The following is an 11,571-nucleotide window of genomic DNA, read 5'->3' as shown; positions in this document are numbered from 1 at the left end:
CTGAAAGCCTTAACAAGGGCCCCCTGCGGGGCCCTTTTTATTTACGCCGCATAAACCGCATCGCGGATCTGCTGCGGGTAGCGGCCACACATGCCCTCAAATGCGGTATTGGTCAAGACAACCACGCTCAGCTGCGCCTCTGGATCAAAGAACCAGCTGTGGCCGTAAACGCCGCCCCAGGTCAGGGTACCGGCATGCTGCGGCGTCTGCGCAGCGTCTGGATCCACCAGCAGCGCGCCACCAAAGCCGAAGCCCCAGCCCGGCCCTTGCGTTTGCGCCTCGTCGCCGACGTGCGGGTGACGCAGCAACGCCACCGTATCCGGTTGCAAAATGCCCTGCCCGCCGCTGCGCAGCGCCTCCACCAGCCGCAGCACGTCGTCGGCATCACCGACCATGCCCGCGCCGCCGGAGGGATAGGCTCCGACGTTAAGCGCGCGCGCCGGCGAGAACGTCACTTCTCCCCCCGCCATACCTTCCGGCAAGGCGATCCGCACGCCTTCCGGCATGCGCCGCGGCCCCTGCGGCGTATTGTAATAAGGCGTCGCCAGGTTAGCGGCATGGGTCGCATGGAACGCGGTATTGCCGAGCCCCAGCGGCCGCGCCACCCATTCGACAAACAGCTGCGGCAGCGGCATGCCCGTCACTCGCTCCAGCACCGCGCCGAGCACGTCGATCGCCAGCGAATAGTTGAAGCGCGCGCCCGGTTCCGATAGCAACGGCGCCTGCGCCAACAGCCGCAGGTTTTGCTCCTGCGTCAACGCCGACAGCTCCACGCCGTCCTGGATCCCCAACTGATGGTAAACGCCTGCTGGCGGTTGGTTCAGCCGATAGTCGAGCCCGGCGGTATGACTCAGCAAATGACGAATCTTGATCGTCGGGCGCCGGCCGTCGGCCAGCGCCGGGGTAAACCACGGCAGCCAATCGCTGACCGCATCGTCGAGGCTCAGCTTGCCTCGTTCAATCAGGCGCAGCGCCGCCAGCGTGGTATAGGGTTTGGAAACCGACGACAGCCGAAACTGCGTTTCTCGCCGCATCGGTTGCCGCGCTTCGCGATCGGCATAACCGGCCGCACCGGCGTAGCAAATTTCACCCCGCCGCGCCACCAGCACCACGCTGCCCACGATGCGCCCTTCGGCCATCGCCTGTTGATCGATCGCCGCGATCCGTTCTGTTAACGCCCGTTGTTCTGCCGACATGATTTTTATCTCGCTGAGGGAAAGTAAAAATCAGTCTAAAACGTTCGTCATAAATTAAAATAAGGCATAATTTAATGAATCATTAAGCACAGGTTATTGATAGATGAGTTCACTCCTGCAGCTGCTGCCCTATTTCGAAGCCGTCGCGCGGCTGGGCAACTTCACCCGCGCGGCCAACCAACTGGGCGTCACGCCGCCGGCGGTGTCGCAAAACATTCAGGCGCTGGAGAATCAGCTGGGGGTGCGCTTATTCCACCGCACCAGCCGCTCGGTGCGCCTCAGCGACGAGGGCCGACTGTTTTACCAGAAGGTCTCGCCGGCGATGAACCAGATCGACGTGGCGGCGGACGACGTGCGCGCCCTGGGCGCGCAGCCGGCGGGCCTGCTGCGCATCACGTTGCCGCAGTTGGCCGCTTCGCTGCTGGTGATGCCGCACCTGGCGGAGTTTCAGCGGCGCTATCCCGAAGTGCAGCTGGAGCTGTTTACCGAAGACCGCTTTTCCGATCTGGTGCTGGGCAGTTTCGATGCCGGCATTCGCATGCACGCCATGCTGCAAAAGGACATGATCGCCGTGCCGATCGACAACGGCCAGCGCCGGGTGCTGGTTGCCTCACCCGATTATCTGACGCGTTGCGGCGCGCCGGCCACGCCGGACGATCTGCTCGCGCACCATTGCCTGCGCTACCGTTTTCCCGGCAGCGGCAAATTGGAGCCCTGGTATTTCAGTCGGCACGGCGATGAGCGGGCGCTGGACGTCAGCGGCAGTTTGATCTTTAACGAAGACAGGCTGATCAAGGATGCGGCGTTGGCGGGCCTGGGGATCGCGCAACGTTTTCAGGGCACGGTGGTGCAGGAACTGGCGCAGGGCGATCTGGTGGAAGTGCTGCCGGAGTATGCCAGCGAGGCATCGGGATTTTTCATCTACTTTCCCGCCGGCAGGCATCTGCCGCTCAAGCTGCGCGCCTTTATCGATTTCATGCGCGAGCGGCGAGAGCGACAGCACCGGTAACAGGGGCGCCCCGACGGCGCCCCCCCGCGATCAGCGCTTATCCAGCGCTTGCACGATGCGGTAAGCCGCCTCGACCCGATCGTCGTTCGGGAACCATTTGTTGGCCAGCATCACCACGGCGATATTTTTCGCCGGGATAAACACCGCGTAGGTGGAGAAACCGCCGGTCGAACCGGTTTTGTTATACCAACCGGCGCGCAGCTCCGGCTGCGGCGGTGTGATGGCGGTGGCCGGCGTGCCGTTCATGATCATCCCGGCGTTGTTGCCCTCGATCAGCCGCGACAGTTTCACCGGGTACGCGTAGTTCTCCCACATCAGATCCTGCGTGAACACGCCCGCTTTATAATAGCCGACGTGCGTGGCGGCCAGCGCCTCGCGCCACGGCTGCGCGACCTTCGCCTGCTGCAGGTTGGCGTCCAGGTAACGAATCAGATCGCGGGCGTTGGATTTGATGCCGTAAGATTCGGCGTCCAGCGGGCCGGGATTGACGCGCACCGGCTTATCGTCCTTGTTGTAACCCTGGGCATAGTTGGCCATCTGCGCCGCCGGCACCTGAATGTAGGTGTGGCTCATGCCCAGCGCCGGCAGCATGCCCTGCTCCATGGCCTGGATAAACGGCCGATCGAGGCTCTTGGCGGCGATCATGCCCAGCATGCCGATACCGAGGTTGGAATAGACGCGGTAGCTGCCCGCCGGGTGCTTCGGCTGCCAGGCCCGGTAGTAAGCCATCAGTTGGGCGTTGTCGGTCACGTCGTCCGGCACGAACAGCGGCAGGCCGGATGTGTGGGTCGCCAGATTCAGCAGGCTGACGCCGTCGAAGGCGCTGCCGCGCAGCTCAGGCAGATAATGGCTGGCCGGATCGCTGAACGACAGCTTGCCCTGCTGCTGCGCATAGACCGCCAGCGTCGCGGTGAAGGTTTTGCTCAGCGACCCCACTTCGAACAGCGTCTGCTCGGTGATCGGTTTGCCGGTCTGTTTCGAGGCGACGCCATACGGGTAAATCTGCTGTTTGCCATCGACCGATACGGCGATCGCCATGCCCGGCACGCCGTATTTTTTCATCAGCGGCTGAATAACGGCGTCGATATCCTGCTGCTGCGCGGCGTGCGCGGTCGGCAAGATCAGTGCGGCGATCAGCGCGGCCGCCAGGCGGTTCATTTTCGTCATGATAGAGGCTCTTCGGTTGCAGGGCATCGGCCGCGGCCAAAAGTTTTTATTGGCGTTGCGCACGGCGCACTCCCTGATGGATGATGTCATTCCTTTACGGGCTCCGCCAATTTTGCGGCAGCCGCGCCAAATATCGGTTTTTGCCGCCGGGTTGACAAGCGATAATAATTTCAGCCAGCATAAAGAAAAACTTATGGCTATCAACAATGCGCAACCGACTTCCCCTCAACGCCCTGCGGGCGTTCGAATCCTCCGCCCGCCACCTGAACTTCACCCGCGCCGGTCTGGAGCTGCGAGTCACTCAGGCCGCCGTCAGCCAGCAGGTGCGCATGCTGGAAGAACAACTGGGCATTCAGCTGTTCCGCCGCCTGCCGCGCGGGTTGGATCTGACCGAAGAGGGCCAGGCGCTGCTGCCGGTGTTGAGCGACGCTTTCGATCGCATCGAGGCGGTGTTACAGCAGTTCGAAGGCGGGCATTTCCACGAAGTGCTGACGGTGGCGGTGGTCGGCACCTTCGCGGTCGGCTGGCTGATGCCGCGGCTGGCGGCGTTCCGCGCGGCGCATCCGTTCATCGATCTGCGGGTGCTGACCCACAACAACCTGGTCAATCTGTCGGCCGATGGCATGGATTTCGCCATCCGTTTCGGCGAAGGTTTATGGCCCGCCACCCGCAATATTAAGCTGTTCGACGCGCCGCTGACGGTGCTCTGCTCGCCGGCGGTCGCCGCGCGGCTGCATACGCCGCAGGATCTGCAGCACGAACTGCTGATGCGCACTTACCGCCAGGATGAATGGGAACGCTGGTTCACGGCTGCGCAGGTGACGCCGTGGCGAATCAACGGCCCGGTGTTCGACTCATCGAGGCTGATGGTGGAAGGCGCGCTCCAGTGCGACGGCGTGGCGCTGGCGCCGGTCAGCATGTTCCGCCGCGAACTGGCCGCCGGCGCGCTGCAGCGGCCGTTCGCCGCCGAGGCCGCGCTCGGCGCCTACTGGCTGACCCATTTGAAATCGCGGGATCTGACGCCGGCGATGAAGGCTTTTATCGGCTGGATTTGCCGCGAAGCGGAAGAGGAACAGCGGCGGGACTAAGCGGAGCCGCGCCGGATCAGCGTCGGCGGCAAAATGACGTTCTGCGCCGGCAGATCGGCGTCATTGATGCGCTGCAGCAGGCGCGCGGCGGCGCTGCGCCCCACTTCCCGCGCCGAGCTGGAGACAAAGGTCAGCGGCGGTTCGGTCAGCTCGGCCTCCGGCACGTCGCCGAAACCGATCAGCGCCACCTGCCGGCCGTAGTAGGCGTCGACCCCGTCCGAACCGATGCTGCGGCCGCTGCGCGTCAGGCCAAAATAGGCGCCAAGCGCCACCGACGCCTTGTGGCAAACGACAGCGGTGATATTCGGGTAGTGGCGCAGCAGCTGTTCCGCCGCTTCCGCCGCCTCACGCTGCCGGCAATCGCACTCGACGATCCATTCGCTGCGAAACGGCAGGCCGTACTGCAACAGCGTGGCGCAAAATCCGCCCAACCTTTCGGCGCGCGTCAACGAGTCGCTCTGGCCGCCGAGATAAGCAATCTGGCTGTGGCCGCGTTTGATCAAAAATTCGGTGGCCAGCTTGGCGGCCTGCATATTGTCCGGCCGCACCACGTCCACGCCCTCGAGACCGCTGGAGCGCGCCACGCATACCAGCGGCACGCCCTGCTCGGCCGCCTTTTCCTTCAGCCCGGCCGCCGCGCGGATGCCGCCCGCCAGCACAATGCCGTCGACGCCCTGCGCCAGCAGCGCGTCAAACGCCCGCTGCAGCCCCTGACCATCGCGCCCGCTCTGGGTTAAAAACAGCAGTTTGTCGTGCGCCTCCAGCGCTTCGCTCAGCCCGGCGGTCATTTCGGCATAGAAAGGTTCGCAAATGTCGCGCAGGATCAGGCCGATTACCCCGGATTCGCCGCCGCGCAGCGTCGCCGCCTGGCGATTGCGCACGTAGCCCAACTGCTCTATCGCCTGATTGACCTTCTCGACGGTGGTCGGCGAAATCCGCCCCTTGCCGCTCAATACCAGAGAAACCGTGGTGACCGAAACGCCCGCCTGTTGCGCCACATCGGTAATGGTGATCTTTTTGATGCTCATAGTCTCTGCGAACCCGTTCCTGGGCAACCCGCGCCGTAGTGATCAAGGGTATACCGAATCCGTCAATGCAGTAAAACGTTTTACTGCCCGCCGCATTGTCGCCAAAAACCGGGCGACAGATTTGTGATTGGCGGCGCATTTTTGCTAGGTAAAACGTTTTATCTTCTTTTTACCTAATCAGAAGTCCCCTTTTTGCTCGTCTTTTCGCCAGGAGAAGTCGGTTATGTCAGCAGCCAATAAACCCAAAATCACCCTCTGGGAGTTCTTCCAGAGCCTGGGCAAAACATTCATGTTGCCCGTCGCCTTGCTCTCTTTCTGCGGCATCATGCTGGGGATCGGCAGCTCGCTGAGCAGCCGCGACGTGATTACCCTGATGCCGTTTATCGGCCATCCGATCTTCCAGCTGATCTTCACCTGGATGAGCAAGGTAGGCTCCTTCGCCTTCAGCTTCCTGCCGGTGATGTTCGCCATCGCCATTCCGCTGGGCATGGCGCGCGACAACAAGGGCGTCGCCGCCTTCTCCGGCTTCGTCGGCTTCGCCGTGCTGAATCTGGCCACCAACTTCTACCTGACCGCTGCCGGCGTGCTGCCCACCAGCGATCCGCTGGTGCTGAAGGCCAACAACATCCAAAACATTCTCGGCATTCAGTCGATCGACACCGGCATCCTCGGCGCAGTGATCGTCGGCATCATCGTGTATCTGCTGCATGAACGTTTCCACACCATCCGGCTGCCGGATGCGCTGGCCTTCTTCGGCGGCACCCGTTTCGTGCCGATAGTCACCACCGTGACGCTGGGCCTGTGCGGCCTGCTCATCCCCCTGATCTGGCCATGGTTCGCCGCCGGCATCAACGGCCTGGGGCGCATGATCAATGGCGCCGGCATTTTCGGGCCGATGATCTTCGGCACCGGCGAACGCCTGCTGTTGCCGTTCGGTCTGCATCACATACTGGTGGCGCTGATCCGCTTTACCGAGGCGGGCGGCACGATGGAGGTGTGCGGCCACAGCGTCAGCGGCGCCCTGACCATCTTCCAGGCGCAGCTCTCCTGCCCGACCACCACCGGTTTCGCCGAAAGCGCCACCCGCTTCCTGTCGCAGGGTAAAATGCCGGCGTTCCTCGGCGGCCTGCCGGGCGCGGCGCTGGCGATGTACCACTGCGCCAAACCGGAGAACCGCCATAAAATCAAGGGGCTGTTGATTTCCGGCGTGGTGGCCTGCGTCGTCGGCGGCACCACCGAGCCGATCGAGTTTCTGTTTCTGTTCGTCGCGCCGTTCCTTTATCTGATCCATGCGCTGCTCACCGGGTTGGGCTTTACCGTCATGGCGCTGCTGGGCGTGACCATCGGCAACACCGACGGCAACATTATCGACTTCGTGGTGTTCGGCATTCTGCACGGCACCGCCACCAAGTGGTATCTGGTGCCGGTGGTGGCCGCCATCTGGTTCGTCGGCTATTACGCCATTTTCCGCTTCGCCATCCGGCGCTTTAACATCAAAACGCCGGGCCGTGAGAGCGACGGCGCCGTCAGCCAAAGCGCGCCAAGCGGCGCGGCGGGCAAATCCGGCTACAATGTGCCGGCGATTTTGGCGGCGCTCGGCGGCCCGGACAACATCATTACGCTGGACAACTGCATCACCCGCCTGCGCCTGTCAGTCAACGACATGAGCCAGGTGGACGACGCGGCGCTGAAGGCCAACCGCGCCATCGGCGTAGTGCATCTCAACGATCATAATCTGCAGGTAGTGATCGGCCCGCAGGTGCAATCGGTGAAGGATGAATTAGACTCACTGATAGCCACGGCGCGCCCTGCCGCGGCGCTGCAGGGAGCCACCCATGTTTGATTTCTCCACCCCGATCGACCGCCACGGCACCTGGTGCACCCAGTGGGATTACATCGCCGATCGCTTCGGCAGCGCCGACCTGCTGCCGTTCACCATCTCCGATATGGATTTCGCCACCGCACCGTGCATTCTCGAGGCGCTGCAACAGCGCCTGCAGCACGGCGTGCTGGGCTACAGCCGTTGGCAGCATGAGGATTTTCTCGGCGCGCTGCGCCACTGGTATCAACAACGTTTCAACACCGCTATCGACACCGCAACGGCGGTGTACGGCCCTTCCGTTATCTACATGGCGGCGCAGCTGATCCGCCAATGGTCCGTGCCGGGCGACTACGTGGTGACCCATACCCCGGCCTACGACGCCTTCTATAAGGTGATCCTCGCCAACCAGCGCCAGCTGCTGGCCTGCCCGCTGCACAAGGCCGCAGATGACTGGCGCTGCGACATGGCGCACCTCGAAGCGCTGCTGGCGCGGCCGCAGACCAAGATCCTGCTACTGTGCAGCCCGCATAATCCCACTGGCAAAGTGTGGCGCCGCGAAGAGCTGCAGCAGATGGCCGAACTGTGCGAACGCCACGACGTGCGCGTGATCAGCGATGAAATCCACATGGACATGGTCTGGGGCGCACACCGCCATACGCCCTGGAGCCAGGTGGCGACCGGCCCCTGGGCCTTACTGACCTCCGGCTCCAAGAGTTTTAACATTCCGGCGTTAACCGGCGCCTACGGCTTTATCAGCGACGACGCCAGCCGCGAAGCCTATTTCCAGCAGCTCAAATCCCGTGACGGCCTCTCCTCGCCGGCAGTGCTGGCGGTGGCGGCGCACGTAGCCGCCTATCGGCGCGGTGAACCCTGGCTGGACGCCCTGCGCGACTATCTGCAGGATAACCTGACCTACGTCGCCGAACGGCTGGCGGAGGCGTTTCCCGCGCTGGGCTGGCGCCCGCCGCAGGCCACCTATCTGGCCTGGATCGATCTGCGGCCGCTGGCCGTGGACGATCGGGCGCTGCAGCAGGTGCTTATCGAGCGTGAAAAGGTGGCGATCATGCCGGGCTTTACCTACGGCGAAGAAGGCCGCGGGTTCCTGCGCCTCAACGTCGGCTGCCCGCGCAGCAAGCTGGAAGCCGGCATGGACAAACTGCTCGCCGGGTTGAAGTTTGTGCTGGACGAGAAATAACGCGAGGGGGCGAGCCTCTGCCCGCCCCTCGGTTACGCCTGAACAGACGGAATTTCCTCCAGATGACGATAGACCGTCAATCCCCATTCGTTAGCCAACCGCACGTCGTTATCGGCCCCCGCAGACGCCCCTTCGATGCGATACACCGCCTGACACTGCGCAATCAGTCGGTGAGCCACCGGGTAAAGAAACGCCTCGCTGACCGCATCGCCAACCTGAGTGGAACCGGCCGCGGCCGCCAAAGGCAGCGCCAGCCATTCGCCGATCACCGGCACGTGCCCCCGTTGGTAGACCGCCAGCGCCGCCTGTTCGAGGCGCGCCAGATTGGCGGCGATACGCTGCGGATCGCCATCGGTGCCGCTGCGATAAGGGCCGGCGATCAAGATTTGTTGGGCTTTCATCGTTGTTCCTCCAACGTCCGATTCAAGGCGACAAACTGCAGCAGCATGATAGTTTTGGCGTCAACGATCGTACCCTGACGAACCGCCTGCAGGGCCTGCGCCAGCGGCAGCTCGATCACCTCCAAATCTTCCCCCTCCGCCGCCAGCCCGCCGCCCTCGTTGAGGCGGTCGCCCGCCTGATATTCACCGACGAAAAAGTGCAGCTTTTCGGTGACCGAGCCAGGGCTCATGTACGCCTCAAACACTTTCTCCACGTTCTGCACGAAGTAGCCGGTTTCCTCTTCAACTTCGGCGCGGATGCGCGCCTCCGGCGACGCGTCGTCCAACAGCCCGGCGGCGGCCTCAATCAGCATGCCGTCATGACCGTTGACGAACACCGGAAAGCGGAACTGGCGCGTCAGGATCACCGTTTGCGCCTGCCGGTTGAACAGTAAAATGGTGGCGCCGTCGCCGCGATCGTAAGTCTCACGGCTTTGCCGCTGCCAGACGCCGTCGCGCCGCAGAAAATCAAAGGTGGTTTTTTTCAGCAGGTACCAGTCATCGGACAACACCCGGGTTTCGACAATGCGAACCCTGTCTTTGGTGGCTATCATCGGTTTACTCCGCCAGAGGAAGGAAATTGATACTATCGTGCAGTTTCGTGTATGATCAAGATATTTCGTGCATAGCAAATTTGAGAGGAAATGGCCATGTTGACCAGCCAGCGCAAGAAGATCATTTTGGAAAAACTGGCCCAGGAGGGTCAGGTCTTGGCCAAACAGCTCAGCGAGATGTTCGGGCTGTCGGAAGATACGGTCCGGCGCGATCTGCGCGAACTGGACGCCGAGGGGTTGCTGCAACGGGTGCATGGCGGCGCCCTGCCGGTTTCTTCCGCCATCGCCAGCTTCGCCGAACGCAATCAATTGGAATCCGGCGCCAAACGCGCGATCGCCAAAGCGGCGGCGGCGCTGATCGCCCCCGGCCAGGTGGTGATCATCGACGGCGGCACCACCTCCGCAGAGCTGATCAGGCAACTGCCGGCCAACCTCAACGCCACCATCGTCACCCACAGCCCCAGCGTCGCCGTGGGCCTGGTCGATCACCCCACCGTCGAGGTGATCCTGATCGGCGGCCGGCTGTACAAGCATTCGATCGTCAGCGTCGGCGCCGCTGCCGTAGAAGCGATGTCGCATATTCGCGCCGATATCTATTTTATGGGCGTGACCGGCGTGCACCCCACTGCGGGGTTGAGCACCGGCGATCTGGAAGAAGCCTACATCAAGCGCGCGCTGGCGGCCCGTGCGGCGGAAACCGTGGTGCTGGCTTCCGCCGCCAAGCTTAATGCCGCCTCGCAGTATGCGATCGGCGATATTACGCTGGCGCACACCATCATCGTTGAGCGGGCTACCGATGACGCGCTGATCGCGCCGTTGCAGCAGGCGGGCGTCAGCGTGTTGAAAGCCTGATTCACGACGAAAATGCGATACACCTCGCATTATTTGTGATGTAAGTCACTTTTTTATGCAACGCGATGGCAAGTTTCATCCATTTGTTTTTATACTGTTCTGCACTTTACCTACGATAATTAGCGAGTGCCCAGCATGATCGATCCCCGCCTACCGCTTACCGATATTCACCGCCATCTCGACGGCAACATCCGCGCGCAGACCATTCTCGACCTCGGCCGCCAGTTCAATCTCGCCCTGCCGGCCAACGATTTGGAGAGCCTGCGCCCGCACGTGCAGATCACCCATGCCGAACCGGATCTGGTCAGCTTCCTGCAGAAACTGGACTGGGGCGTGGCGGTGCTGGGCGATCTGGACGCCTGCCGCCGGGTGGCATACGAAAACGTCGAGGACGCCGCCAACGCCGGCCTGCACTATGCCGAGCTGCGTTTCTCCCCTTACTACATGGCGATGAAGCATCAACTGCCGGTCGCCGGCGTGGTGGAAGCGGTGATCGACGGGATCCGTTCGGGCTGCCGCGATCGTGACATCGACATTCGCCTGATCGGCATCATGAGCCGCACCTTCGGCGAGGCCGCCTGTCTGCAGGAACTGGAAGGATTGCTGGCGCACCGCGACGGCATTACCGCGCTGGATTTGGCGGGCGATGAGCTGGGCTTCCCCGGCAGCCTGTTCCTCAGCCACTTCAACCGCGCCCGCGACGCCGGCCTGCGCATCACCGTGCACGCGGGCGAAGCCGCCGGCCCGGAAAGCATCTGGCAGGCGATCCGCGAGCTGGGCGCCGAACGTATCGGCCACGGGGTGAAAGCGGTCGAAGACCCGGCGCTGATGGACTTCCTGGCGGAACACGGCATCGGCATCGAATCCTGCCTGACCTCCAACATCCAGACCAGCACCGTGCCGTCGCTGGCGCAGCATCCGCTGGCCACCTTCCTGCGCCACGGCGTGCTGGCGTCGATCAACACCGACGATCCGGCGGTTCAGGGCATCGAGATCGAGCATGAATACCGCGTCGCCGCGCCGCAGGCCGGGCTGACGCCGGAAGAAATCCGCACCGCGCAGGAAAACGGCCTGAAGCTGGCCTTCCTCAGCGAGCAGGAAAAACAGGCGCTGCGCGTCAAAGTTCAGGGCTAAATCCCCCCAGGCGCCAAACGGCGCCTTCTTCTCATCCCCCGTTTTCTTCCGACTGCTCGTCTTTATCGCTGTGTTACCCCATGACT

Annotated in this window: 11 protein-coding genes; 6 read left to right on the top strand and 5 right to left on the bottom strand. The window is 62.9% G+C overall.

Annotated elements, in window-relative coordinates:
* Positions 1–41: 41 nt before the first annotated feature.
* Complete coding sequence (locus ACP3TA_RS17235; RefSeq protein ID WP_426784383.1) at positions 42–1,196, bottom strand: serine hydrolase domain-containing protein; 1,155 nt, start codon at positions 1,194–1,196, stop codon at positions 42–44.
* 103 nt (positions 1,197–1,299) lie between these two features.
* Here ACP3TA_RS17235 and ACP3TA_RS17230 point away from each other — a divergent pair, with 103 nt between their 5' ends.
* The gene (locus ACP3TA_RS17230) at positions 1,300–2,205 is read left to right on the top strand and encodes a LysR family transcriptional regulator (protein ID WP_033650491.1); all 906 of its coding nucleotides are present in this window, start codon (positions 1,300–1,302) and stop codon (positions 2,203–2,205) included.
* 30 nt (positions 2,206–2,235) lie between these two features.
* Here the strand turns inward: ACP3TA_RS17230 and blaSRT are convergent, their stop codons facing one another.
* A complete protein-coding gene (gene blaSRT / locus ACP3TA_RS17225) occupies positions 2,236–3,372 on the bottom strand; it encodes an SRT/SST family class C beta-lactamase (RefSeq protein WP_069100787.1) in 1,137 nt (378 codons plus the stop codon).
* A gap of 206 nt (positions 3,373–3,578) precedes the next feature.
* Between blaSRT and ACP3TA_RS17220 the strand changes: the two genes are divergently transcribed.
* Positions 3,579–4,460, top strand: a complete 882-nt coding sequence (locus ACP3TA_RS17220) for a LysR family transcriptional regulator (protein ID WP_033650493.1) — start codon at positions 3,579–3,581, stop codon at positions 4,458–4,460.
* Here the strand turns inward: ACP3TA_RS17220 and ACP3TA_RS17215 are convergent.
* Positions 4,457–5,488 carry a Mal regulon transcriptional regulator MalI gene (locus tag ACP3TA_RS17215; RefSeq protein ID WP_033650494.1) on the bottom strand — a complete coding sequence of 344 codons (1,032 nt, stop codon included), beginning with the start codon at positions 5,486–5,488 and terminating at the stop codon, positions 4,457–4,459. The two genes, ACP3TA_RS17220 and ACP3TA_RS17215, sit on opposite strands and share 4 nt — an antisense overlap.
* Before the next feature lie 223 nt (positions 5,489–5,711).
* Between ACP3TA_RS17215 and malX the strand changes: the two genes are divergently transcribed.
* Both malX and ACP3TA_RS17205 read left to right on the top strand, forming a co-directional pair.
* Positions 5,712–7,331: a maltose/glucose-specific PTS transporter subunit IIBC gene (malX, locus tag ACP3TA_RS17210; RefSeq protein WP_197775802.1), complete on the top strand. Its 1,620-nt coding sequence runs from the start codon at positions 5,712–5,714 to the stop codon at positions 7,329–7,331.
* Positions 7,324–8,505: a MalY/PatB family protein gene (locus ACP3TA_RS17205; RefSeq protein ID WP_060660764.1), complete on the top strand. Its 1,182-nt coding sequence runs from the start codon at positions 7,324–7,326 to the stop codon at positions 8,503–8,505. The genes malX and ACP3TA_RS17205 overlap by 8 nt, the downstream gene beginning before the upstream one ends.
* Before the next feature lie 32 nt (positions 8,506–8,537).
* Here the strand turns inward: ACP3TA_RS17205 and ACP3TA_RS17200 are convergent, their stop codons facing one another.
* Positions 8,538–8,906 carry a hypothetical protein gene (locus tag ACP3TA_RS17200; RefSeq protein ID WP_033640470.1) on the bottom strand — a complete coding sequence of 123 codons (369 nt, stop codon included), beginning with the start codon at positions 8,904–8,906 and terminating at the stop codon, positions 8,538–8,540.
* Entirely contained in the window at positions 8,903–9,499 is a 597-nt protein-coding gene (locus tag ACP3TA_RS17195; protein ID WP_033642958.1) for an NUDIX domain-containing protein, read from the bottom strand. Before ACP3TA_RS17195 ends, ACP3TA_RS17200 begins: the two co-directional genes overlap by 4 nt.
* A 96-nt stretch (positions 9,500–9,595) precedes the next feature.
* Here ACP3TA_RS17195 and ACP3TA_RS17190 point away from each other — a divergent pair, with 96 nt between their 5' ends.
* Positions 9,596–10,351 carry a DeoR/GlpR family DNA-binding transcription regulator gene (locus ACP3TA_RS17190; RefSeq protein WP_060660765.1) on the top strand — a complete coding sequence of 252 codons (756 nt, stop codon included), beginning with the start codon at positions 9,596–9,598 and terminating at the stop codon, positions 10,349–10,351.
* A gap of 135 nt (positions 10,352–10,486) precedes the next feature.
* On the top strand, positions 10,487–11,485 hold the full coding sequence (gene add, locus ACP3TA_RS17185) for an adenosine deaminase (RefSeq protein WP_201884733.1): 999 nt from the start codon (positions 10,487–10,489) through the stop codon (positions 11,483–11,485).
* Positions 11,486–11,571 lie beyond the last annotated feature (86 nt).

It is taken from the genome of Serratia sp. 2C06, from assembly GCF_050037615.1.
In the GTDB taxonomy this organism is placed as follows: Bacteria; Pseudomonadota; Gammaproteobacteria; order Enterobacterales; family Enterobacteriaceae; genus Serratia; species Serratia ureilytica.
The sequence above is the reverse complement of the archived record's forward strand: the minus strand, read 5'-3'. Positions and strand labels throughout refer to the sequence as shown.

Bases quoted from the DNA above. Each gene is read 5' to 3' on its own strand.
- ACP3TA_RS17220 (WP_033650493.1), top strand. From the start codon at position 3,579: ATGCGCAACCGACTTCCCCTCAACGCCCTGCGGGCGTTCGAATCCTCC.
- ACP3TA_RS17200 (WP_033640470.1), bottom strand. From the start codon at position 8,906: ATGAAAGCCCAACAAATCTTGATCGCCGGCCCTTATCGCAGCGGCACC.
- ACP3TA_RS17235 (WP_426784383.1), bottom strand. From the start codon at position 1,196: ATGTCGGCAGAACAACGGGCGTTAACAGAACGGATCGCGGCGATCGAT.
- ACP3TA_RS17190 (WP_060660765.1), top strand. From the start codon at position 9,596: ATGTTGACCAGCCAGCGCAAGAAGATCATTTTGGAAAAACTGGCCCAG.
- ACP3TA_RS17230 (WP_033650491.1), top strand. From the start codon at position 1,300: ATGAGTTCACTCCTGCAGCTGCTGCCCTATTTCGAAGCCGTCGCGCGG.
- ACP3TA_RS17195 (WP_033642958.1), bottom strand. From the start codon at position 9,499: ATGATAGCCACCAAAGACAGGGTTCGCATTGTCGAAACCCGGGTGTTG.
- malX (WP_197775802.1), top strand. From the start codon at position 5,712: ATGTCAGCAGCCAATAAACCCAAAATCACCCTCTGGGAGTTCTTCCAG.
- blaSRT (WP_069100787.1), bottom strand. From the start codon at position 3,372: ATGACGAAAATGAACCGCCTGGCGGCCGCGCTGATCGCCGCACTGATC.
- ACP3TA_RS17215 (WP_033650494.1), bottom strand. From the start codon at position 5,488: ATGAGCATCAAAAAGATCACCATTACCGATGTGGCGCAACAGGCGGGC.
- ACP3TA_RS17205 (WP_060660764.1), top strand. From the start codon at position 7,324: ATGTTTGATTTCTCCACCCCGATCGACCGCCACGGCACCTGGTGCACC.
- add (WP_201884733.1), top strand. From the start codon at position 10,487: ATGATCGATCCCCGCCTACCGCTTACCGATATTCACCGCCATCTCGAC.